Source organism: Halorhabdus sp. CUG00001 (assembly GCF_009797925.1).
GTDB lineage: Archaea > Halobacteriota > Halobacteria > Halobacteriales > Haloarculaceae > Halorhabdus.
Genome location: NZ_VOLB01000001.1, coordinates 1443971 through 1464277, shown reverse-complemented (window position 1 = coordinate 1464277; position 20307 = coordinate 1443971). Strand labels below are relative to the sequence as shown.

At 63.3% G+C, this 20307-nt stretch carries 24 protein-coding genes; 8 read left to right on the top strand and 16 right to left on the bottom strand.

Annotated features, from left to right (window positions below; all coding sequences use genetic code 11):
* Positions 1 to 5: 5 nt before the first annotated feature.
* The 11 genes from FR699_RS07315 to FR699_RS07265 all read right to left on the bottom strand — a co-directional run bounded on the left by FR699_RS07315 (position 6) and on the right by FR699_RS07265 (position 9809).
* Positions 6 to 1019, bottom strand: coding sequence for an aldo/keto reductase (locus FR699_RS07315; protein WP_158855002.1), 1014 nt, complete (start codon positions 1017 to 1019; stop codon positions 6 to 8).
* 231 nt (positions 1020 to 1250) lie between these two features.
* On the bottom strand, positions 1251 to 2264 hold the full coding sequence (locus FR699_RS07310) for a deoxyhypusine synthase (RefSeq protein WP_158855000.1): 1014 nt from the start codon (positions 2262 to 2264) through the stop codon (positions 1251 to 1253).
* 56 nt (positions 2265 to 2320) lie between these two features.
* Positions 2321 to 2908 carry a SprT-like domain-containing protein gene (locus FR699_RS07305; protein WP_158854998.1) on the bottom strand — a complete coding sequence of 196 codons (588 nt, stop codon included), beginning with the start codon at positions 2906 to 2908 and terminating at the stop codon, positions 2321 to 2323.
* 2 nt (positions 2909 to 2910) lie between these two features.
* Entirely contained in the window at positions 2911 to 3732 is an 822-nt protein-coding gene (locus FR699_RS07300; RefSeq protein WP_158854996.1) for a Nif3-like dinuclear metal center hexameric protein, read from the bottom strand.
* A 285-nt stretch (positions 3733 to 4017) separates the two neighbouring features.
* Positions 4018 to 4791: a hypothetical protein gene (locus FR699_RS07295; protein WP_158854994.1), complete on the bottom strand. Its 774-nt coding sequence runs from the start codon at positions 4789 to 4791 to the stop codon at positions 4018 to 4020.
* Positions 4792 to 4856: 65 nt separating this feature from the next.
* Positions 4857 to 5669, bottom strand: coding sequence for an arginase family protein (locus FR699_RS07290; RefSeq protein ID WP_158854992.1), 813 nt, complete (start codon positions 5667 to 5669; stop codon positions 4857 to 4859).
* Entirely contained in the window at positions 5670 to 6044 is a 375-nt protein-coding gene (locus FR699_RS07285) for a translation initiation factor IF-5A (protein ID WP_154551089.1), read from the bottom strand. It abuts the gene before it with no gap.
* 83 nt (positions 6045 to 6127) lie between these two features.
* A complete protein-coding gene (locus FR699_RS07280) occupies positions 6128 to 7870 on the bottom strand; it encodes an AarF/ABC1/UbiB kinase family protein (protein WP_158854990.1) in 1743 nt (580 codons plus the stop codon).
* A gap of 13 nt (positions 7871 to 7883) precedes the next feature.
* Positions 7884 to 8240, bottom strand: coding sequence for an Hsp20/alpha crystallin family protein (locus FR699_RS07275; protein WP_154551091.1), 357 nt, complete (start codon positions 8238 to 8240; stop codon positions 7884 to 7886).
* Between the two features lie 82 nt (positions 8241 to 8322).
* Positions 8323 to 9096, bottom strand: coding sequence for a hypothetical protein (locus FR699_RS07270; RefSeq protein WP_158854988.1), 774 nt, complete (start codon positions 9094 to 9096; stop codon positions 8323 to 8325).
* A gap of 74 nt (positions 9097 to 9170) precedes the next feature.
* Positions 9171 to 9809 carry an HAD family hydrolase gene (locus tag FR699_RS07265; RefSeq protein ID WP_158854986.1) on the bottom strand — a complete coding sequence of 213 codons (639 nt, stop codon included), beginning with the start codon at positions 9807 to 9809 and terminating at the stop codon, positions 9171 to 9173.
* 129 nt (positions 9810 to 9938) lie between these two features.
* On the opposite strand from FR699_RS07265, the gene FR699_RS13165 reads away from it, so the two are divergent.
* Positions 9939 to 10112: a hypothetical protein gene (locus FR699_RS13165; RefSeq protein WP_199268301.1), complete on the top strand. Its 174-nt coding sequence runs from the start codon at positions 9939 to 9941 to the stop codon at positions 10110 to 10112.
* Positions 10113 to 10202: 90 nt separating this feature from the next.
* Here the strand turns inward: FR699_RS13165 and FR699_RS07260 are convergent, their stop codons facing one another.
* Entirely contained in the window at positions 10203 to 10397 is a 195-nt protein-coding gene (locus tag FR699_RS07260; RefSeq protein ID WP_008526685.1) for a cold-shock protein, read from the bottom strand.
* Positions 10398 to 10508: 111 nt separating this feature from the next.
* Positions 10509 to 11681: a lycopene cyclase domain-containing protein gene (locus tag FR699_RS07255; protein WP_158854984.1), complete on the bottom strand. Its 1173-nt coding sequence runs from the start codon at positions 11679 to 11681 to the stop codon at positions 10509 to 10511.
* A gap of 110 nt (positions 11682 to 11791) precedes the next feature.
* Here FR699_RS07255 and FR699_RS07250 point away from each other — a divergent pair, with 110 nt between their 5' ends.
* Positions 11792 to 13228, top strand: coding sequence for a DASH family cryptochrome (locus tag FR699_RS07250; RefSeq protein WP_158854982.1), 1437 nt, complete (start codon positions 11792 to 11794; stop codon positions 13226 to 13228).
* Positions 13229 to 13521: 293 nt separating this feature from the next.
* On the opposite strand, the gene FR699_RS07245 is transcribed toward FR699_RS07250, so the two are convergent.
* Positions 13522 to 13938 (bottom strand): hypothetical protein, encoded by a 417-nt coding sequence (locus FR699_RS07245; RefSeq protein WP_158854980.1) that lies wholly within the window; start codon positions 13936 to 13938, stop codon positions 13522 to 13524.
* Positions 13939 to 14044: 106 nt separating this feature from the next.
* On the opposite strand from FR699_RS07245, the gene FR699_RS07240 reads away from it, so the two are divergent.
* From FR699_RS07240 to FR699_RS07230, 3 genes are read left to right on the top strand one after another with little or no spacing between them, the layout of a single operon-like run.
* Positions 14045 to 14368 (top strand): FAD-binding domain-containing protein, encoded by a 324-nt coding sequence (locus tag FR699_RS07240; RefSeq protein ID WP_233263420.1) that lies wholly within the window; start codon positions 14045 to 14047, stop codon positions 14366 to 14368.
* Positions 14369 to 14426: 58 nt separating this feature from the next.
* Complete coding sequence (locus tag FR699_RS07235; protein ID WP_158854978.1) at positions 14427 to 14726, top strand: hypothetical protein; 300 nt, start codon at positions 14427 to 14429, stop codon at positions 14724 to 14726.
* A gap of 42 nt (positions 14727 to 14768) precedes the next feature.
* The gene (locus FR699_RS07230; RefSeq protein ID WP_154551098.1) at positions 14769 to 14978 is read left to right on the top strand and encodes a hypothetical protein; all 210 of its coding nucleotides are present in this window, start codon (positions 14769 to 14771) and stop codon (positions 14976 to 14978) included.
* A gap of 255 nt (positions 14979 to 15233) precedes the next feature.
* Here FR699_RS07230 and FR699_RS07225 read toward each other — a convergent pair whose 3' ends face one another.
* Entirely contained in the window at positions 15234 to 17423 is a 2190-nt protein-coding gene (locus FR699_RS07225; RefSeq protein ID WP_158854976.1) for a PAS domain S-box protein, read from the bottom strand.
* 108 nt (positions 17424 to 17531) lie between these two features.
* On the opposite strand from FR699_RS07225, the gene FR699_RS07220 reads away from it, so the two are divergent.
* From FR699_RS07220 to FR699_RS13155, 3 genes are all read left to right on the top strand, one after another.
* Entirely contained in the window at positions 17532 to 18467 is a 936-nt protein-coding gene (locus FR699_RS07220) for an alpha/beta hydrolase (protein WP_158854974.1), read from the top strand.
* 106 nt (positions 18468 to 18573) lie between these two features.
* Positions 18574 to 19431, top strand: a complete 858-nt coding sequence (locus FR699_RS07215) for a RimK family alpha-L-glutamate ligase (protein WP_154551101.1) — start codon at positions 18574 to 18576, stop codon at positions 19429 to 19431.
* Between the two features lie 219 nt (positions 19432 to 19650).
* Complete coding sequence (locus FR699_RS13155; RefSeq protein WP_195837610.1) at positions 19651 to 19788, top strand: hypothetical protein; 138 nt, start codon at positions 19651 to 19653, stop codon at positions 19786 to 19788.
* A gap of 47 nt (positions 19789 to 19835) precedes the next feature.
* Here the strand turns inward: FR699_RS13155 and FR699_RS07210 are convergent, their stop codons facing one another.
* Positions 19836 to 20231, bottom strand: a complete 396-nt coding sequence (locus tag FR699_RS07210) for an Hsp20/alpha crystallin family protein (RefSeq protein ID WP_154551102.1) — start codon at positions 20229 to 20231, stop codon at positions 19836 to 19838.
* Positions 20232 to 20307 lie beyond the last annotated feature (76 nt).

Below are 20307 nucleotides of genomic sequence, written 5' to 3'. Positions count from 1 at the left end.
GCACGTCAGGCGGTTGTCTGATAGAGGGATCCATCCTCGTCGTAGCGCGCGTCGAAGATCCGTCGGAACTGCTCGTCGGTCAGTTCGACCTCGATCGCGCCAAGGTTCTCCTCGAGTTGTTCGACCGTTCGGGCCCCGACGATCGGGACGCAGGTGAACTCGGGCTGGTCGATCAACCACCGAAGGGCGACCTGTGCGGGTGTGGCTCCAACCGCTTTGGCGACTGCCCGCACCTCGTCGAGGACGTGCCAACCCCGCTCGGAGACATAAAAGTCCAGAAAGCGGTCGTCGAGCTGGGCGCGGGCGTCCTCCGGGGCGTCGAGTTCGTATGTCCCGTCGCCGGCGCGCTCGTACTTGCCCGTCAGGAACCCACCGGCAAGCGGCGAGTACGGACAGACTGCCAGGTCCTGATCGGCACAGACGTCCAGATACTCTGTGACGTCCTCGTAGTAGGCGGCGTGAAAGAGCGGCTGCGTGACGGTGACGGCTTCGTAGTTGTTGACGTCGGCTTTCCAGAGACCCTTGGTGAGTTTCCAGGCGTCGGCCGTCGAGAGGCCGACGTGGTGGACTTTGCCCTCACTGACGAGATCGTCGATCGTCCGCAGCGTCTTCTCGATTGGCGTCTCGTCGTCGAAGCGGTGTAAATACAGGATATCCAGGTAGTCCGTATCCAGGCGATCGAGCGACCCGTCGACTTCAGCCCGGACGTTCTTCGCCGAGAGGTTCTCTTGGAACCGTGACTCTTGCGACCAGTAGCACTTCGAAGCGATCACGTAGTCTTCACGGTCGCGCTCTGTGAGCCATTCGCCGATCCAGCGCTCGCTGTCGCCCCCGCCGTAGCCGTTTGCGGTGTCGATGAAGTTCCCACCCAACTCCGCGTAAGCGTCGAGCAGTTCGTGGGCTTCCTCCCGGCCCGTCTCGACGACGCCCGTCTCCTCGTGTTCCATCCCGAACCGCCACGTCCCCAGGGCGATCGGCGACACTTCGAGTCCCGTCTTGCCAAGTCGTCGGTAGTACATACGACCGAACCTCTATCCGCCGGCCCAATAACGATTGGTGGCGGTCTCGCCCGCATCTCCGCTGTCGACCCTTGACTTTCCCTTCGCTGTGCGTGAGTGGGCCGAGACGATCCCGAGAACCCAACGCGCGTCGGTGTGGCCGTCGTCAGGCGACATTCGAGGACGAAGACGGCCAAAACGACTGGGGGGCGCTGGCTGCCCAAGGTGACGGGAAAACCGCTCCGCTCGCAGTCACTCGTCGATTCGCTCGCGCGCAGCGGCCACCAGCAGCGGGAACGTGATGGTCGCGTCGGCGTACACTGAGGCGTTGCGGGCGGCCTTTTCGAGTTTCCCCCACGAGCGGGCTTCGTCGAGTGTCGCGCCCGAGAGACCACCAGTCTGGGGCGGGTCCATCGTCAGTTGGACGGCGTAATCGTAGGCGTCCGGACTGACCAACATCGTCTGGAGGACGAAGTTCTTCGGGACGCCGCCCCCGACCACCAGCGCGCCGGCCTGCTCGGCCTCGTAGGCAATGTCAGTAATCTGTGTCATATCCGCCAGCGCGTCCAGCGTAAAGTCGCTGGTCTGGTTGTACATCCAGGCTTGCAAGCCCAGTACCGAATCCTGGACGGCGGGACAGTAGATCGGGACGTCGTTCTCGTAGGCCGCGGCGGCGATACCCGGCCCTTCTTCGACGTCCTCACGCTCGTTGATCTCGCTGTTGGCTCGGCCCAGCTCCTCGGTCAGGCGCTGGATCGAGACGCTTCCTTCCGCTTCCAAGACGGGAAAGACCTCGTCCCGGAGGTGCTCCTCGAAGGTCGTAAAGTACTCCTGGGGGAGATAGACGTTGTAGATGCGATCGACACCCTCCTCGCGTAACTGCTCGTCGTGTTCGCGGGGGGTGGCGTCCTCGGCGACGACCTCGCCGTGGTGGTGCTTGCCGCCGATCGCTTCGATCGTGTCGTGGGTGAGGTTCGCGCCCGTCGTCACCAGCGCGTCGACGTGGCCGTCCCGGATCAGGTCGGCCACGATTTGGCGCATCCCGGTCGGGACCATCGCCCCCGCCAAACCGAGGAAGTTGGTCACGTCGTCGCCGAGCATCTCGCTGTAGATGTCGACGGCCTCGTACAGTGTGTTCGCGCCGACACCGCCTTCGCCGTACTCTCCGGCGAGTTCTCCGACTGTCATTCCAGCGCGTACTTCGGCGTGCCCGATCGGATCGTGACCGAACGTCTCGCGATGACTCTCGGCGTGGTCGTCTGTCATAGTCACTCCTCCACGGGCGAGGCGCTTGAAGCGTACGATCGCGGTAGCTCCGGGGCTCACGACTCGGGGTGGCTCATCGTCAACGGAGCCCAACAGCACTCCGAGCGGTACTGCTCGTACTCGGCGACGAACTGACAGTCCCGATATCGCCGGGCGACCGCCCGGCCACAGTCCCCACAGCGGAACAGCCACTCCGGCGTCGCGAAGCTTCGACAGTGCATGTCGGTCTCGATCTCCTGGGCGCGTCGGCGGAATGCCGCTCCGTGGTCGGTCGTCCCGAAGCGCTGGAACTGCTCGACGTGGAGCAACTCGTGACGGAGCGTCGATGCCCACTCCGAACGTGAGAATTCCGCGAAGGCGTCCCAGGTCAAGGCGACCGTACAGGGAAGGGGCCGGCCATCGCTGTCGGGAACATCGTCCCAGTTGATCGGCTCACCGACGGTCGCATCCGGCAGTTGTGGCCGCTTGACGGCTGCTGCCCGGCGGCGCGCCCGCGTCGAGACGGTCCACTCGACGAGATCCAACCGAACGTCGAGTAGCCACTCGCGGCGCGCCTCCCGGGCGTAGGCGCGCGACCAGTCGATCAGTTCGTCGTGACTGTCGATCGACTCGAATGCCGGCACTTCCGCCCCGTCGACGGCCATGCTCAGAGGCCGGTCGGGTGGTCGATGAACGTCGTCTCCAGGCCCCACTCTTCGGCGAGGCCGGCGAGGGCACGGACCCCGAAGGTCTCCGTGGCGTAGTGGCCCGCCAGGACGACAGTGAGTCCCAGTTCCTTCGCACGGTGGTAGACCGCCTGTTTGCCCTCGCCCGTCACCAGTGCGTCGACCCCTTTCTCGGCGGCCTCATCGATCCAGTCGGTCCCACTGCCAGTGACGATCGCCACGTCGCTGATCTCTTCGGGGCCGAAGTCGAGGGTCTGTATCGGCTGGCCACCGATATCGAGTTCGCTGGCAAGTCGCTTTTCGAGTTCCTCGACTGTCATCGCCGGCATCCGGCCGCGCTGGCCGATGTACTCCCCGCCGAGTTCGCCGAAGGGCGCGCGGTTGCTCAGGTCCAGGACATCGGCCAGCCCGGCCGCGTTACCGAGATCCTGGTGGCCGTCCAGCGGCAGATGGGCCGCATACAGCGGAAGGTCCCCCTCCAGTAGCGGGGCCAGTCGCCGGTAGGACTCGCCTGTCACGCGCTCGATTCCGTCACCCCAGAACAGCCCGTGGTGGACGACCAGCAGATCAGCCTCGACTTCGCGGGCCGCCTCGATCGTCTCGACGGCGGCGTCGACCGCGACAGCGACGTCTTCGACCTGGTTGCTCGCGGTTTCACCGCTCGCACGTTCCGAGGTCTCACTGCGTTCGACCTCGCTATTCCCTGGCCCGACCTGAAGTCCGTTCGCGCTGGCGTCGATATCGGCGTAATCAGCGACGTCGAGGCGCTCATCGAACCGCTCGGCAATTTCGCTACAGTTCATACCTGCCCGTTTTGGGGGCGGTACTGTAGTCGTTCTGGAGTCTTCTTGCAAATTAGACAATCGCCGTGTCGTTTCGGGGACCTGAAGTTGTGTCACACCGATCTGTGAGATACTCCACTGCCAGGTGTTGTATACTCGAATCGACACGAGCGACATCTCACAGCACACCCTCTCGTTGATAACGAAAATATCTCCCATCTGCCGGTACGAGGCCAGCAATCGTGACCACTCGACGCCGACCGTGGTGGATGGAAGCGTCTTCGTCGGGAGTGAGATTCGGCCCCGTCAGTCCTCAGCCCGGTAGAGCTGGTTCCCGTCGCGCTCGATGACGTCGCGCTCGATCAGTGCGTCGATGACTGCCTCCGATTCCCGACGTTCGATCTCGTAGGCACTTCTGGCGACCGTCTGGATATCGTCAGCGTCGACCGGGAACTCCCGATTCTGGAGGAGCTTGACCACGCGGTTGTACGCCGACCGCGAGAAATCCGCGTCGGCTGCTAGGGCTGTCGTCTCGTCGGTTGCCCCGTCCGTCGAGTCCTCGCGCTCGTCTGTCTCTGCCCGCCCCTCGCTCGCCCCGGTTGGATTCTCGTCTCCCGGCTGTTCCTCAGTCGTCTCGCTCGTTCGATTGGGCGCTGGGTCCGTGGTGCCCGTCCGGTCGTCGGTCGTCTCCTCCTGCTTGCCGGCCCTCGCGTCGCTGCCGTGGTTTCCGGCAGATTTGCCTTCGTCGTCTTCCGCTCCGTCGATCTCGAGGAGATCGGGGCGCTCGTGATCGAACCCGTCGAGTACCGAGTTGTCGGGTCCTGGTCGTGTGGCTTCTCTGTCTTCCTCACGTGAAAGCGTCTCCTGGGCGGTATCTGGCCCGTCAACCGCTCCGGGCGCAGTCGCTGCGTCGACGACCCGCTCGACGACTGTCGAGAGTTTCCGTCGACACTCTGGACAGAGGACGACCGTACTCTGGTCTTCGACGCCGGGACGGAGATCCCGCGGGACGACCGGATACTCTTGGAGTGGAGCCTCTACCGCGACGCCACAGAAGTAACAGGATGCCAAGCGGTCCATGTCCGGGTGGTAGGATCGGGCGGGGCAAAAACCCCGGCGGCCCACTCCCGAGCCCGTCCACTCGGTCAGTCCGCAGCGTGGGCGTAGACAAACGCCCGTAGTAGCTTCCCCGCCAGCGCGGCTGCCTGACCGTCGTCCCGATCGTTGACTTCCACCACGTCGAACCCGGTGGCGTGGGGGGCAACCTCGCGAACCAGGCGGTCCATCGTCTGTGGATTCAGTCCACCGGGTTCCATCGTCCCGGTCCCCGGGGCAAACCCTGGATCGGCGGCATCGATATCGACGCTGAGATAGACCGATTCGTCGTCGAAGCCGGGCGTCCAGTCGCGGACGTCCGCGGGCGGGACGACGGAGACGTCGGCCTGACTCGCCCGATCGTACTCGGCTTCGCTGCCCGCCCGCGCTCCGAGGATCACCGCCCGATCGGCCACGTCGAGGGCGTGACGGGTCACCGTCGAATGGCTGTCGGGATCACCGGCGTATTCTGCCCGCAGGTCGAGGTGGGCGTCGAGACAGACGAAGACGTCCGGGTCGATCGCGCGGACGCCCGCCACGCTGACGGTATGCTCGCCGCCGACGAGCAACGGCGTCAGTCCATCGGCGTGGAGATCGCGCACCTCGCCTTCGAGAAACGTCAGGTACTCTTCGGCGTCGTCGATCGCACCGATCGCCCCGACGTCGCCGTGATCGTAGACGCCGCGAGCGGAGAAGTGACTGTTCGTTTTCGGGTCGTAATCTTCGAAGGAGCGTGCGAACTGCCGGATGCGATCCGGCCCGAAACGAGCGCCCGGCTGGAAGGTTGTCGAGACATCGAGTGGCGCACCGACGACCGCATAGGCAGCCGACTCGCGGTCGGCGAGTGCGCCGGGAAAAACCATCTATACGACCTTGCGCTGCTCTTCGAGTTCGAGGTATTCGATTTCGTCGTCGGGTTCGAGATTCTCGTCTTCGGGGACGCGCATCGTGAACGTCTCGTAGGTCTCCAGATCCATCACCTGAGCGTCGTTGCCCGAGACCGAGACGACCTGGCCCTGTTTGCGCTCGATGATCGGGACCCAGACCTTCGCGTCGACCGGCTGGGAGAGGCTCCGCTTTTTGCCGTCGAAAACGCCCTTCCCGTCGATACGGGCCTTCGCACTGCCGTGTTTCCCTGGTTTGGCCGTGCTGTAAGACGTGATCTTGCAGGGCGTCTCGTCCATCATCACGTAGCTCCCTTCGTCGAGCTCTCGCACTTCGGTCTGCTGTTTTGCCATGTGGCGGGATTGTCCGGGGATGAGTATAAACGGTTTGGAACGCATCGCGTCGTCACTGGCGGTTTCCCGGCCATTTCCGGCGCCTACGTCCAGCGATCTTCCGTGGGCGATTTGGCCTCCTCGTCACTGACCGGGCCGTCTGCCCCGATCGCCGGGCTGTCGGGCTGTCCCGTTTCATCACGCTGTCGCATGTTCTGGCGCGTGAACTGGGGTTTGGCCCGAATCGACTGCCGCTGTCGGAACGACCGATAGAGACCGAACAACACGAGCAGTGTCACCAGCAGCGAGAGCAGCGTCGCCCGGACCGTCGAAAACGAGTACAGCACCGCTGTCGAGACGAACCCGCCGGTCGCAAAGAGTCCCAGCACGAGCCGCGCCGCGAGAGCGTCCAACAGGCCGTCGGAGTCCTCGAGGTCGGCCCTGACGTAGAAGTCGTCCCGATCGATCCGGTCGAGCGTCGTCTCGAGTTTCGGTGGGATCCGAACCGCCGACCGTCCTGCCTGTCCGACTTCCTCGACTCGATCGCGAACGAACTCCCTGGCACTCTCCTCTAGATAGCCCTCCTCTCGGAGGAAGTCCGTCGCTACGTCGATGAAGTCAAACTCCGGATCCAGCGTCACGCAGACGCCTTCGACGACCGTCGCGACCCGGAGGACAAGCGCCAGGTTCGATGGCAGTCGGAGCGGGAACTCATAGATCGTGTCTTCGACCTTCTGGATGATCTGCTGGACGCGGTACTGTCCGATATCCTCGCCCCGGGCGTCGGCGATCGCCAGTTCCATCACCTCGGCCATGACCTGTCGGTCCGCCTCCGGTGAGAGTGTCCCCATCGCGATGAGTGCATCGAGGATGGCGTCGATGTCCTGGTCGGCGACGGCCATGTAGAAGTCGATGATCCGGTCTTGAAGGTAGGCATCGACCCGGCCGCTCATGCCAAAGTCGTAGAACACGAGCGTCCCGTCGTCTTGGACGGCGAGATTCCCGGGATGGGGGTCAGCGTGATAGACACCATCCTCGACGATCATCTGGAAGTACGCGCGTTCGAGATTCTCGGCCAGTGCTGTCCGGTCGACGCCACGCCGATCGAGTTCCTCGACGTCGTTGATCTTCGTCCCCTCGATGTACTCCATAGTGAGGATCCGTCGCGTCGAGTGGGTCTGGACGACAGGCGGGATTCGAATTCCCTCCTCCGCAGCGAAGTTTCCCCGGATCTCGGTCAACATCTCGGCTTCGCGCTCGTAATCCATCTCCTCGCGGATCGTCGTGGCGAACTCGTCGGCCAGTGTCTCGAGGGAGAACGATCGCGCATCGTCGACGAAATACAGGATGATGGGCAACAGCCACTGGACGACCTGCAGGTCGGACTCGACGAGCTGTTCGACGCCCGGCCGACGTACCTTTACCGCGACTGGATCGTCCCCGACTTCGGCGTAATAGACCTGCCCCAGACTCGCGCCGCTGATCGCCTCAGTGTTGAACTCGCTGAATCGCTCCTCGACTGTGCCCAGCTCGTCTTCGATGACCGCCTGGGCCTTCTCCCAGTCGGCTGGGGGCACGCTATCTTGGAGTTTCGAGAACTCCTCGACGTACTCCGGCGGGAGCACGTCCGGCCGCGTCGAGAGCAACTGCCCCAGCTTGATGAACGTCGGCCCGAGTGTCAAAAGCGACTGCAGCAGTCGCTCGGCTCGATCTCGGCGTTGCTGGCTGGAGACACTCCGGCTTCGACCGAACAGAAGGAACCGCCGGCGGTCCCGGGCGTAGGTGAGCGCAAGCGGGAGGAACTGCCGGACGACGGCGACAAACCGCCAGTAGGTACGGAGGGACACCCGACAGCCACCCCTAGGCGTCCTCGACGGGAATCGACTCGCTCGTCGTCACGGTCGATTTCGGGAGTCGGAGTTCGAGGACACCCCGCTCGACGGTCGCTTGGGCATCGCCGGGGGCGACGGCCGGCGGCAAGGGGACCTCGACGTCGAGGAACAGCGATCGCTCCTCGGAGACGTACTCGAAGTCCGCGGGAATCGATTTCTCGCGACGCGCCTCGACGAGCAATCGCCCGTTCTCGACCGAGACGTCGACTGTCTCGGCAGTGCTGCCGGGCATGTCGAGTACGAGCAGGTAGGCATCTTCGGATTCGAGCAAGTCGGCGAAGACTGCCTCGGGCAAGTCCTCGATCGCCTCACGGAGCGCTGACATGGACCGTCTTTCGAGCGGTAGGGCCAAAAACACGGTGGTATCGACACTTCGAGGGACGCTTGCTGCTGTCACACGGCAACGGTCAGGCGACCAGCCCGACCGCGCCAAGCGCCAGTACGCCAAGGCCGAGAGCGACAGCCGCCAACCCGATCTTCGCGACTGCCCAGGCGACGCCGCGCTCCCGACGATCCGCGAGCAAGAATCGACGAACTCCACGGCCATCGACACGGACGTTGACCTCGCCCCCGCGAGCACCCGCGGTCGGATCGGCGTGGGCGCGGCCGTAGACGTAACAGTCCTCGCCCGGATCGAGCCGCCGCTCGACGAAGCGCTGTTCGTTGCCAATATGCAACTCGGCGACCCCGATGTCCAGGGTCTCGTCCTGTGGCGAGACGTTCGGGTTCTCGGCGACGAACTGTCGGATGCGTTCGGGTGGGGTCGTCCCTGCAGGGACTGTTACCGTGTGTTCCTCGAACTCCCGGACCGAGCCAGCCGGTTCGACCCGACAACTGGCAGTGTCATCAGCCAGCCGAAAGGGGCCACCGACCAATCCCTGGTCGAGGGTCTTCCAGTACGTCCGCGAGCCGTGCGTGCCGCCGCTGGTTCGTCGTTCCTGGACGGCCCACTCACAGACGAGGGTCTCGACCCCGGAGATCGGTGCCTGGGCGGTCCCCTCACCGGGCTCGGCCGTCCCCATCACCTCGACCGGGCCGGTCTCGTTGGGCAGTTCGAAGACGGCAAGCGGGTCGCCGCGATAGACACGCCAGGCGAAGGACAACTCTCGAAGGCCAAGCGCCACGATTGCGAGTCCGACCAGCGCCACGATCGTGCCGCCGAGGAGGGCGATCGACACCATTTCACGACGCTTCTTCTGGCTAGCAGATGAGCATTACGCTGGTGTGTCATCCCGGACAGAGCCACTCGACCCGCTCAAAGGAGTTCGTCCAGCCGCTTGACGTGCTGCTCGCCGTCGATGTCCCCCGGGCGGTCGGTCCCATCGAACCGTTCGACGTGGATCCCGTCTAGGCCGGCGTTGTGGGCGGCTCGGACGTCGTGAGGGCTATCACCGACCATGACACCAGCGTGGCCGTTGGTATCGACACCAAGATCGGCCATCGCGCGCTCGACGGGCGCGGGATCGGGTTTCCACCCGAGGTCCCCGTCACAGCAGACGACGGCGTCGAACTGTTCGCCAAGGCCCAGCGTCTCGAGGGTCGGTCCCGTCAGGTACGGCTGGGAGTGAGTGACGATCCCGGTCGGTGCGTCGATCGTCGAGAGCAGTTCTCGGGCGTCATCGTACAGGTAGGCCGCCTGTGCCCGGGCCGCTGGGTCTTCGATCTCGTGATAGGCCGGCCAGAACTGGTCGGGATCGAGTCCCCACTCCCGGAGCTGGTCGTTTCGTGATCCAGTGAGTCCATGCCAGAGGACCCGGATCTCTCGCTCGTCGAAGTCGTAGTCGAGTCGCTCGCCGACCCGATCGAACACCTGCTGGGGATAGTCGCCCTCGACGTCGACGAGCGTCCCGTCGAGATCGAACAGCCAGAAATCGTATTCGGGTGGCCGACTCATCGCCACCCAGTAGGACACTCGCCGCTATGAGCGTTCCGCACGCTATCGGTGACTGCCGTTGCACTCTCCGACCACGGCGACCGTCGTCGCCGGGTGAACCTTATTGTCACGGCGACCACCACTTCCGATATGGAAGCCGAAGCCTGGGAGTCCATCGACGTGATCCACAACACCAAGGGTGAGCCACACGTCCTCCAGCAGAAAGTGACGGTGTACACTGCAGGCGTCACCGAGGAATCGTCAGGCTATACGAAGCCAACGATGGAGCATCGGCTCGTCCCGTTGGCCGACATCACGCAGTAAGCACCGGCTCTCTTCGCGGGAACGAGCCGACGAGCCGTCGGCTACCCGGTTGATAGTGTATTAGGAGAATCGCGAGTCGCGTCGAAAGCCTTACTGGCGGACGACGTTGGTCGCGCGGGGGCCCTTCTCGGCCTGTTCGATGTCGAATTCGACTTCCTGTCCTTCTTCGAGGTCCGGGCCGCCGACGTCTTCCATGTGGAAGAATACGTCTTCGTCCGCATCCTCAGTCTCGATGAAACCGTAACCGCCAGTGTCGTTGAAGAAATCGACCGTACCAGTTGCCATTGCGAATCTACCGAGGGGAGTGGGATGTATAAGGCTTCCGAGAGATGGCGTACCACGGGGACGCGAAACACGCCCCATGAGTGTATCTATCGCCCGGCATACGGACTCTCTTCACGTATCGCTGTCTCGCAACGTTTCGTGGATGCCAATCACTAGCCCTGGCACGACGATCATGAACAGGTGCTCTTCGAGCGGAATGGCGAGCAGGTCGATCCCAGTCCGTAACTCGATGGCGAAGATGCCCACTTCGAGCGTGTACCAGTCCCAGACGTACGCCAGCGGATAGAGGACGACGATACTTCGGGCTGCACTCGCGATGGCCTCGGCTCGCCACAACAGCGCTAGGGCGAGCGCGCCAAAGACCACCTCCGTCGCGAGGTAGGTGTACGGACCGAAGACTCCGATATCGATCGGGAGCGGCCCAGCCATTGGCCGATACCACAGTGCGATCAACAGGAGCGCGAGAAACACGTACGCCCCACGGACCAGCAACATCGTCGCCAGCCGCGGGTCGGCCCGGCGCGCGATCGCCGCGACGCCGCCGAACGCGAACACTGCGAGTATCGTCCCCGTCGGGAACACGCCGGTTGCGGCCAGGCCGGCCACGCCGAGCAATCCGGCGGCCAGACACCCTTCGGCCGTTTGGCGTGCTCGCGACCGCCCGAGGACGACGGCGACCGTTCGCTTCTCGATCGACCGGTCGTAGGCGTAATCCTGGGCGTCGTCGATCACCTTGATCCCCAGTAGCACCGCGAGCAACACGCCCGCCAGGCCCAGGACAGCTGGCGTCAGCGAGCCGTGGCCGGCGACGAACGACCCCAGTAGCGCAAGCGCGATCCCGGCTGGATACCCACCGGTCGCCGTGACGGGATTCGTATCGAGTTGCGGGGCGTGGAAGTATCCCAGCGCCCACGTCGGCGCGGTCAGGGCGGCACCACCCAGCCCAGCCGTCAGGAAAACCCCGGTCAGCGCGGCCAGGAAAACCACCCCGGCCGCGACCAGCCCGACCCGACAGCCAGTGGCCGACAGCGGGTGATCGTCGTCCTCGCCGCGGACGAAGAAGTCGACGTAGCCATCCTTGAGGTGGGCGGTGTAGACGGCTGTGAAGATGGCCGTCGCGTGCAGCGCAGCGATCGTCGGCCCGAACGAGCCTGTCTCCCGGGCGGCAAGTAGCGATCCCGTCAGTGAGACGGCCACCGGGGGCAACATGAACACGGGGTGGATCTGGGACGCCAGCGCTCGGGCCGCCGGTAGCGTGCCGGACTGACGCCGGGCGATCGCCATACGTGCTTCTCGGTATCTATCCGCATAGTCGTGTCGGCACACTCAAATGTTGCTGGCGAACCGGCGATTCAACCCCGCCGTCCAAGTGACTACAGCCCCCACTTCCTCCTATGTCAGAGACGGCTGTCGTCTGGCTGCGGCGTGACCTGCGAGTGTACGACAATCCGACACTCGCCGACGCGTGTTCGGCCGATCGCGTTCTGCCGGTCTACTGTTTCGACCCACGGCGGTACGGCCCGCGGCAGTTCGGCGGCCCCGCGTCTTTCGAGTACGACGGCATCGGTGCCGGTCGGGCACAGTTCGAGCGCGAGGCAGTTGCGGACCTGCGCGAACAGCTTCGCGATGCCGGCGGGGACTTGCTCGTCCGCCACGGGCGTCCCGACGAGGTGGTGCCCGATATCGTCGAGCACGTCGACGCCGACCGCCTGCACTGCCAGACGCTTGCGCTCCCCGAAGAGCGGACGCGCGAACACCAGCTTCGAGCGGCGGTACCGGACGACCTCGCGGTAACGCGACACTGGACGCACACGCTCCATCACGTCGAGGATCTGCCCACGCCGTACGACGAGATGCCGGATACGTTCACCCCGTGGCGCAAGGCGGTCGAGAACGAGAGCCACGTCCGGGATCCGCTCGACGCGCCTGCTGTTCCACCGCTGCCGGCGGACACGCCCGAGGCCGGATCGATCCCCGGCCTCGACACCTTGGAGGTCCTCGGCGACGTGCCCGATGATGACCGAATGGCCCTGGAGTTCGCGGGCGGGGAAACCGCCGCTCAGGATCGTCTCGAGGAGTACGTCTGGGAGAGTGACTCCCTCCGGGAGTACAAACAGACCCGCAACGGGCTGGTCGGCCGGGACTATTCCTCGAAGTTCTCGGCGTGGCTGAACGTCGGGTGTCTGTCGCCCCGCAACGTCTATCAAACCGTCCAGGCCTACGAGCGCGAACGCGTCGCCAACGATTCGACGTACTGGCTCCGCTTCGAGTTGCGCTGGCGGGACTTCTTCCAGTTCCAGTTCGCCAAGTACGGCGGGCAGTTCTTCAGGCCGGGTGGGATCCGTGAGCGGACCGACATCCACTGGCGTCGCGACGAGGCTGCCTTCCAACGCTGGCAGGAAGGACGAACGGGGGTGCCGTTCGTGGACGCCGCTATGCGGGAACTCGCGGCGACAGGCTACGTCAGCAATCGCGCTCGCCAGAACGCCGCCTCCTTCCTGGTCCACGACCTGAATATCGACTGGCGGTGGGGTGGGGCCCACTACGAGCACCACCTGCTCGATTACGACCCGGCCTCGAACTACGGCAACTGGGCGTACATCGCGAAGGTCGGCAACGACAGTCGCGAAGGCGGGTTCGATGTCCTTTCCCAGGCCGAGCGGTACGATCCTGGCGCGGAGTACATCACCCAGTGGTGTCCGGCACTCGACGGGTTGATCGCCGAGTACGCCCGCGAGCCCTGGCGGATGAACGACCGCGAGCAACGCGACCGTGGCGTCGTCCTCGGCGAGGACTATCCCGAGCCGATGGTCGATCCCGACCGACTGTGAGAGTAAACTCCTCGCCTGCTAGCTGACCAAAGCAACTGACGCCCCGTTCGTCGAATACGATCAGAAACAGGCCAGATTGTTCTTCCGTCGCTACGATACCGTCCAGAACATCGCCGTCTGCTCGTCGTGGATTAGCAGCCAGTGCACGAGTTGGCGGGTACACTCGGGACACTGCTCACTATCTCGCTATCTGCTTATTGACAGAAAACCCGCTCGACTTGTACACTGGACACGTCACGAAATGGCACTCATAGACATATCCACAGTGGACTGCTGTCCGTATCGTAGTCACTTCAGGCCCGTTGGCACCATTCGACCGCTTCCTCAGCCGAATCAAACGATTCTGTTTCGACGTCGGTCTCCGTCTTCATTTTCACAGTCGTCGACATCATTCCCTCAGCGACGTACGCGAGCCGATCTATGTTCACGTCGTCGGCCAATTTTGACCACTCCTCGTTGATGTGGTCGAGTGAATCTTGGATGGCACTTCCCAGCGACTCTGCATTTTCAATGACGATGACTGTGCCATCCATGCTGTCTTTCCCTGCTTCCTCCCGATAGTGGTCTTGTCCGTGCTCTATTTCGCCGGAGTCAAAATACGCGGCGAAGTCAGTAATTCTCCACACCCCGACACTACCGGATCGTTCGTACTCGACGTGACTGAGATCGTCTATTGACACCATGTCACATTGTACGACCGGGCAGGACATTAAAACATAACCTCGAATATTCAGTATTGAGAATTGGTCGATAGAGTGAGACTCGCTCTACGACCCACGCAAGCAGGTTCGGGACAACGATCCGGGCGGCGGGTTTATCACGCAATACGTTCCCGAATTGCGATCGTTCCCGACAGCATACCTCGACCGGCCAAAACGAGCGCCACAATCCGTCCAGCAGGAGTGTGGCGTTATCATCGGCGAGGACTATCCCGCCCCGATCGTCGACTTCGAGGCGCGCCGCGAGGCGGCTCTCGATCGGTGGGCAGCCCTTTCGGATCGTGCCCGGGAAGCGCTGTCCGATCCGGCAGTGGCCCGGCGAGCATCGCTGTCGCGCTCTCGCGATAGGCAGGGAAGCCGGACCGACGACGGTGTCCGCCCTCGGCCGGACGAGCAGGCCGGTCTCGATGACTTCGCGTGAACGGGAGGCGACCGACACCAGCAAAAGCGCTTACTGCCGGGTCTTCGAAGACCGAACCATGACCGCGACTTTCCCAGCGAACCGCAAGCATAACCTGGCGATCGAGTTCTCGCGGTACGCCGCCTTCGATGTCGGCGACGTGCTCGAAACCGACGAGGGCACAGCGGTAACTGTCGAGGATTTCGCCTTTCGGTTCGAAACCGACACGTTCGTCTACTGGTTCGAGCAACTCGATGGCTCCTATACAGAGCCCGAACTCGCCGACTGGGCGCTGATCGAGGAAGCCGACCGCGAGGAGTACGTCGACCCCGGCTTCGACGGCCAGCAGATTCCAGACCCGGACGCCGCTGGTGAGTGACCGGGCGGACGCTTTTTGCGCGTTGGGTCCCGAACAGCACGTATGACGAGCGAGCCCTGCGACGGCTGCGGTGCGGCAGTTCGGATCGCCGGCGGTATCGGTGACATGTGGAGTGTGGATCAGTCAGCGACCGGCGGGATGACGCTGGAACTGGCCGATGGGACCGAACACTTTCTGTGTCACGACTGCATCGAAACACTCCCGGACGACCGTGAGGTCCGTGCCGAAGACGTGGCCACACTTGGCGAGTGAGCGGTGTGATCGGTCCCCCGCCGTCACTGTCCGCTGTCCAGACGTGGTGACTACTATTTTGCCTCTGTAGTGCTCAATATTGCTCTCTGGTCAACGTGGGGCCGTTTCATCTGCTTTGTCGCCGACGTCAGACACTCCTCCCTGTGGGACATTTCCACACGAACAGAAGGGGTTCTGTGGCGCAACTCCAGTGTCGCCGCTTGCCCGTTTCGGCCGTCACTGGAAACGAGAGCGCTTTCGACGAGCGGTGTCTGCTCACTCGACGACAGCGACGTCCGTGATCTCGAACCGTGCACCGCCGTTTTCCCCCTCTGCCACGGTGATGTCCCAGCCGTGAGCGACGACGAGTTGCCGAACGCTCGCGAGACCGAATCCACTCCCCTCCGTGGCCGTCGAATAGCCGGCCTCGAAGATTCGCTCACGGTCTGGGGCTGGCACGCCCGGGCCATCGTCTTCGATGTACCAGCCGTCTCGAAATCGGCCGACAGTCACCGTCACGTTCGCGCCCGCGTGTTCGAGGGCGTTCTTGAACAGGTTCTCGAACAGGCGCTCCAGTGCGCGCTGGTCTGCCTGGATCGTCACGTCGTCTTCACACTGGAGAGTTGCACAACCAGGGGCCAGCGACTCCCACACTGGCTGTGCCACTTCGAGCAGACTGGTTGGGTGTACTTCGGAGACGAACTCTCCTTCCCGCATTACTTTCGAGAGGTCCCCCAGGAGAGTCTCCATGCGTTCGAGGGCGCGTTCGGCCGCCTCGAAGTGTCTCTCTTCGCCAGTTTCGGCGGCGAGTTCGAGCCGTCCCCTGGCCGTCTGCAGCGGCGTCCGGAGGTCGTGAGAGACGACGCTCCCGAAGTGCTCGAACTGTTCGAGCTGCCGCTTTAGCTGCCGTTCGCGTCGCTTGCGTTCGCTAATGTCCCGTCCGACGCCGGCGACGTAGACGTTGCCCTCTTGGTCGGCCAGGCGGCGTTTCCGGAATTCGAACGGAATCGTCTGGCCGTCTTTCCGGACGAGTTCAGCCTCGATCGTCGAGGCTCCATCGAGGAACGCCGCTTCGATATCCGCCCGGATTCTAGCCCGGTCCGTGTCAGCGAACAACTCGAGGGCGTCCATCGATAGCAGCTCTGCCCGCTCGTAGCCGGTCTTTTCGACTGCCTGCTCGGTCACACGAACGATTTCGCCGTCTTCGTTTAGGACGTAAACAACGTCTTCGAGGACGTCGAGTGCGTCTTCCAGAAACGTTCGGTCGTGTTCCCGCGAGCGCCCGGCGTCTCGCTGGTCGGAGATATCTCGCATCACTTGCAAGAACCCTTCGTGGGTGCCTTCCGCGTCGAAGACCGCGCTCGTCGTCACGTCCGCCCAGAACGTCGACCCGTCAGACCGAACGCGCCAGCCCCCATCCTCGACGGTTCCTTCTGTGCGTGCTTCGTCCAGTCTCTGTTCGGGGACGGCCGCCTCACGTTTATCCTCGGGGTACAACGCCGAGACGTGTTCACCCAGAATGGCCCGGCTATCGTAGCCAAGGAGCCCCTCGGCCCCGTCGTTCCAGCTCGTGACGAACCCTTCCGGGTCGAGGCTGACGATCGCGTATCCCTCGACGGCGTCGACGAACCGCTCGAATCGCTGGCGCTCGCGCCGTAACGTCTGCTCGCGGTGTTTCTGTTCGGTAATATCGTCGACCAGACACAGCAGCGTTCCGGCGTCGGTCATCGCCAACGCGTGGTCGACGATTACCCGGTTGCCGTCCGCACAGACGTGGACGCTCTCGCCCGACCAGGAACCCGCCGCCGGGATCGCCGGCAGGATCTCTTCGTAGACCTGTTCGACGTGCTCGTCGGGATAGAGTTTCTCCCAGTGCTCGCCTTCTAGGTCGGCCGGCTCGTAGCCGAACGTCTCGGCGTACGCGTCGTTGACGTACAAGAAAGTCCCCGCTTGGTCGATAAACGAGATACCTTCCCGGGCCGTTTCGATCGCTTTGAACGTGTGCTCGACTTCCAGTTCCGCGTAGTACTGTCTCGTCGCGTCTTCGATTCGCTTCGCCAAGACCGTGTACTGGTCAGTACCGCTCTTCTTGGGGATGTAGTCGGTGACACCAGCCGAGATCGCCTCGCTTGCGATCCCTTCGTCGCCCTTGCCGGTGAACAGAATAAAGGGGAGATCGGGCCGCTGCTCCCGGATGGCATCGAGCAACTCCAGACCGGTCGCCCCTCCCATATCGTAGTCGCTGACGACGCAATCGACGTGTTCGTTTTCGATCGTTTCGAGGGCCTGTGAGACGCTCTCGGCACGCAGCACCTCGATCGTGTCGCCCTCACGCTCGAGGTAGACCGCGACCATCTCCGCGTAGGCCTGGTCGTCGTCGACGTGGAGGACGGTGATCCGATCGGAGTCCCGAAGTAACCCGGCCCCAGCCCGCGAATCGGGCGGATCGGAGTCTGTCGTCGCCATGTTCACACTAGGGTCAGGCTCCGGAAATGCGTTTGGCCAGTCACTCACGGCTCCCGGTCGCGATGGGTTCGCGGCACCCTTTTGCTATCGCTCCTCGAAGGCCCGGCTATGCGTGCCGACGAGATGCATCCCCAGGCCCGTGCCATCGTCGATCGACAGCGACGACTCGGCCTGCCACCGATTTCCCGGTACGATCGACGACTGATCCGGGCGCTCGAACGCATCGGGACGTGGATTGGGGGCCGAGGCTCGCCCGCTGTCGGAGCGACGACCGACGGGACTATTCCCGGTCCCGACGACGACATTCCGGTTCGTGTCTACCAACCGGACCAACCGGGACCGTATCCGACACTCGTGTACTTCCACGGTGGGGGCTTCGTCTTTGGCAGTATCGCGACCCACGATACGGTCTGCCGGCGGCTCGCCAGAGAGACTGGCGCGGTCGTCGTCTCCGTCGCGTACCGACTCGCGCCCGAGCACCCGTTCCCAGCGGCCGTCGAAGATGCCTTCGCCGCCACTCGCTGGGCGGCGACCAATCCGGACCGTCTCGACTCGGACGGCCATCTGGCCGTAGCTGGCGACAGCGCGGGTGGGACACTGGCCGCCGTGAGTGCCCTGTTGGCCCGGGACCGTGACGGCCCGGCGATCGACTACCAGATCCTGCTGTACCCCGGAATCGGTATCCGGGACGACCAGCACTCGGTGGCCCAAAACGACGGGATCGCCCTCGCTGCCGAGGATCTCGAGTGGTTCCAGGAGTGCTACTACGAGAGCGAACTCGACAGCCACAACCCCTACGCCGATCCGATCCATGCCCGTGATCTGGCCGGCGTCGCGCCGGCGACGGTCGTCACTGCCGGGTTCGATCCGCTCCGGGACGGCGGCCTCGCGTACGCACAGCGACTCGAGTCCGATGGCGTTGCCGTCACCCACCGCCACGAAGACGACATGATCCATGGCTTCCTGACTGCAGACATCGATCGCGCGGAAACGATCGTCTGCGACGTGGCGACCGATATGCACGCCGCGATCGGGATGCGGTGACCCGATTTGAGTGCCAGGCAGTGGGAAACACGGATCGGTGGTACCGTTATCGTTTCCGCACCCGCGGTGACCGAACAGTTTTCCGAATGCTGGCCCCACTCCACATATGCTCCGGCTGGCGGTCTCGACGCAAGCGGAGACCTACGAGCGACTGTCTGATCCTCTCGCCGACCGCGGGATCGAAGTCGTCCCGATTCGAACCGACGAGCGGACCGTCCCACTCGGAACTGATCCATTCCCTGCTGTCGACGTGGGCTATGTTTTCCCGCCACGACTGATGGAAGGTGACGTTGCGTCACTCGCCCTCGATGTGCCGTGGATCAACGACCGCGCGTGTGTGCTACGCTCGCGCAACAAAGCAGGGGCCCTCCAGCGCCTCGAAGCTGACGGCCTCCCGATTCCAAAGACGACGCTCGTCTCCAATCCCGTCGATCGCGAGACACTCCAGTCCGTCTTCGAACAGTTCGACCCACCTGTGGTGGTCAAACCCAATTCGACGACCCGCGGGAACGGGGTCACACTGGCCCACGATATAGATTCCTTCCTGGGCATTTGTGATTATCTCGACCTCGTCCACGACTACCGGGCAACTGGTGACCGGTCGTTTCTCGTCCAAGAATTCCTCCCGGACGCAACTGACTATCGTGTGATGGTCCTCGATGGTGAGTACGTCGGCGCCGTCGAACGCCGCCTGGCCGAAAACGATGTCGGGGGCCACTGGAAACACAACGTCCACCGCGGCGCAACCGCCCAGCCTGTCGATCTTGCCGAGCACCACCGTCGTCTCGCCGAACGGGCCGCCTCCGCGATGGACGTCCCCATCGTCGGTATCGACTTGCTCGTGACCGCCGACGGCGCCGTCGTTACCGAGACGAACGCACGGCCAACGATCGACGACGCCGAGAAATACATCGCCGGTTTCTGGGATCACGTCGCTGATCTCGTGCGCCGAACCGCGAAATGACCCTCTGGTTGTAAACGCGATTGCCGCTACTGTTATCCTCGTTCTCCCCGTTCAAATTCCTTCGTAGGAAGCATACTACTTCTGTCGTATATCTGCCCCGGCCAGTATCAACCGATAGACTGCGAGTTCCTCTCCTGTGCAACTGTTGTCCAGCAGTATAGACAGGTATCGTTCAGTCACAAAAACATTATTATAGACCGTGTAAAATTAGTTGATGCTATGTCAGCGGTAGAATTGCATCAGTGCCCGGAGTGTGGGAGCGACGAGAAACAGAAAGTGGGCCAGGATTCGGTCCCGGGAGGAACCGATTGGCGTCACTACGCGTGTCTGTCCTGTGGCTACGAGTGGCGCGTTTGAGATCCTGCTGTCCCAACTTTGAGGTCCTGGGGAAAGATCGAACAGTGTCAGGAGAGGTCGATTGCCGCCGAGTCCTCGCCCGTCTCGAAGGTCACTTCTAGGATACCGTTGTTGTAACTCGCTTCGGCCGTGTGTTCGTCGACGCGGGTCGGGAGCTGCACCCGCTCGTGGTATTCCCGTTGATCGCCGGCCGCATCGATCGTGAGTCGTTCACCATCGCACTTGAGATCGATCGCGTCCTTCGAGACGCCCGGCAAGTCGGCGACGACACGTAGTCGTTCGTCCTCTTCGTAGACATCCAGATGAACGTTGTTCGTCGTCGCTGACTCGCCCTCGCGGCGTTCGACGTGCATGTCGAATTCACCACTGGTCATGTCGTTCATCATCCGCTCAAGCTCACGAAAGAAGTCGTTGAACGGGTCGTCGCGGTCGTCTCTTCGCATGCTCGCTAGTAGGGTCGAACGCATCAAAAGCCTTCTGAACGGCGAAATTCCCCCACCCGTTGTCTCCCTCGAATTC

Excerpts from the sequence above, each read along its gene's own strand:
- FR699_RS07210 (WP_154551102.1), bottom strand. The coding sequence starts at position 20,231 with ATGCGAAGAGACGACCGCGACGACCCGTTCAACGACTTCTTTCGTGAG.
- FR699_RS07235 (WP_158854978.1), top strand. The coding sequence starts at position 14,427 with ATGACCGCGACTTTCCCAGCGAACCGCAAGCATAACCTGGCGATCGAG.
- FR699_RS07310 (WP_158855000.1), bottom strand. The coding sequence starts at position 2,264 with ATGACAGACGACCACGCCGAGAGTCATCGCGAGACGTTCGGTCACGAT.
- FR699_RS07305 (WP_158854998.1), bottom strand. The coding sequence starts at position 2,908 with ATGGCCGTCGACGGGGCGGAAGTGCCGGCATTCGAGTCGATCGACAGT.
- FR699_RS07225 (WP_158854976.1), bottom strand. The coding sequence starts at position 17,423 with ATGGCGACGACAGACTCCGATCCGCCCGATTCGCGGGCTGGGGCCGGG.
- FR699_RS07220 (WP_158854974.1), top strand. The coding sequence starts at position 17,532 with ATGCGTGCCGACGAGATGCATCCCCAGGCCCGTGCCATCGTCGATCGA.
- FR699_RS07285 (WP_154551089.1), bottom strand. The coding sequence starts at position 6,044 with ATGGCAAAACAGCAGACCGAAGTGCGAGAGCTCGACGAAGGGAGCTAC.
- FR699_RS07255 (WP_158854984.1), bottom strand. The coding sequence starts at position 11,681 with ATGGCGATCGCCCGGCGTCAGTCCGGCACGCTACCGGCGGCCCGAGCG.
- FR699_RS07275 (WP_154551091.1), bottom strand. The coding sequence starts at position 8,240 with ATGTCAGCGCTCCGTGAGGCGATCGAGGACTTGCCCGAGGCAGTCTTC.
- FR699_RS07265 (WP_158854986.1), bottom strand. The coding sequence starts at position 9,809 with ATGAGTCGGCCACCCGAATACGATTTCTGGCTGTTCGATCTCGACGGG.
- FR699_RS07270 (WP_158854988.1), bottom strand. The coding sequence starts at position 9,096 with ATGGTGTCGATCGCCCTCCTCGGCGGCACGATCGTGGCGCTGGTCGGA.
- FR699_RS07300 (WP_158854996.1), bottom strand. The coding sequence starts at position 3,732 with ATGAACTGTAGCGAAATTGCCGAGCGGTTCGATGAGCGCCTCGACGTC.
- FR699_RS07315 (WP_158855002.1), bottom strand. The coding sequence starts at position 1,019 with ATGTACTACCGACGACTTGGCAAGACGGGACTCGAAGTGTCGCCGATC.
- FR699_RS07260 (WP_008526685.1), bottom strand. The coding sequence starts at position 10,397 with ATGGCAACTGGTACGGTCGATTTCTTCAACGACACTGGCGGTTACGGT.
- FR699_RS07250 (WP_158854982.1), top strand. The coding sequence starts at position 11,792 with ATGTCAGAGACGGCTGTCGTCTGGCTGCGGCGTGACCTGCGAGTGTAC.
- FR699_RS07230 (WP_154551098.1), top strand. The coding sequence starts at position 14,769 with ATGACGAGCGAGCCCTGCGACGGCTGCGGTGCGGCAGTTCGGATCGCC.
- FR699_RS07245 (WP_158854980.1), bottom strand. The coding sequence starts at position 13,938 with ATGTCCTGCCCGGTCGTACAATGTGACATGGTGTCAATAGACGATCTC.
- FR699_RS13165 (WP_199268301.1), top strand. The coding sequence starts at position 9,939 with ATGGAAGCCGAAGCCTGGGAGTCCATCGACGTGATCCACAACACCAAG.
- FR699_RS13155 (WP_195837610.1), top strand. The coding sequence starts at position 19,651 with ATGTCAGCGGTAGAATTGCATCAGTGCCCGGAGTGTGGGAGCGACGAG.
- FR699_RS07290 (WP_158854992.1), bottom strand. The coding sequence starts at position 5,669 with ATGGTTTTTCCCGGCGCACTCGCCGACCGCGAGTCGGCTGCCTATGCG.
- FR699_RS07295 (WP_158854994.1), bottom strand. The coding sequence starts at position 4,791 with ATGGACCGCTTGGCATCCTGTTACTTCTGTGGCGTCGCGGTAGAGGCT.
- FR699_RS07215 (WP_154551101.1), top strand. The coding sequence starts at position 18,574 with ATGCTCCGGCTGGCGGTCTCGACGCAAGCGGAGACCTACGAGCGACTG.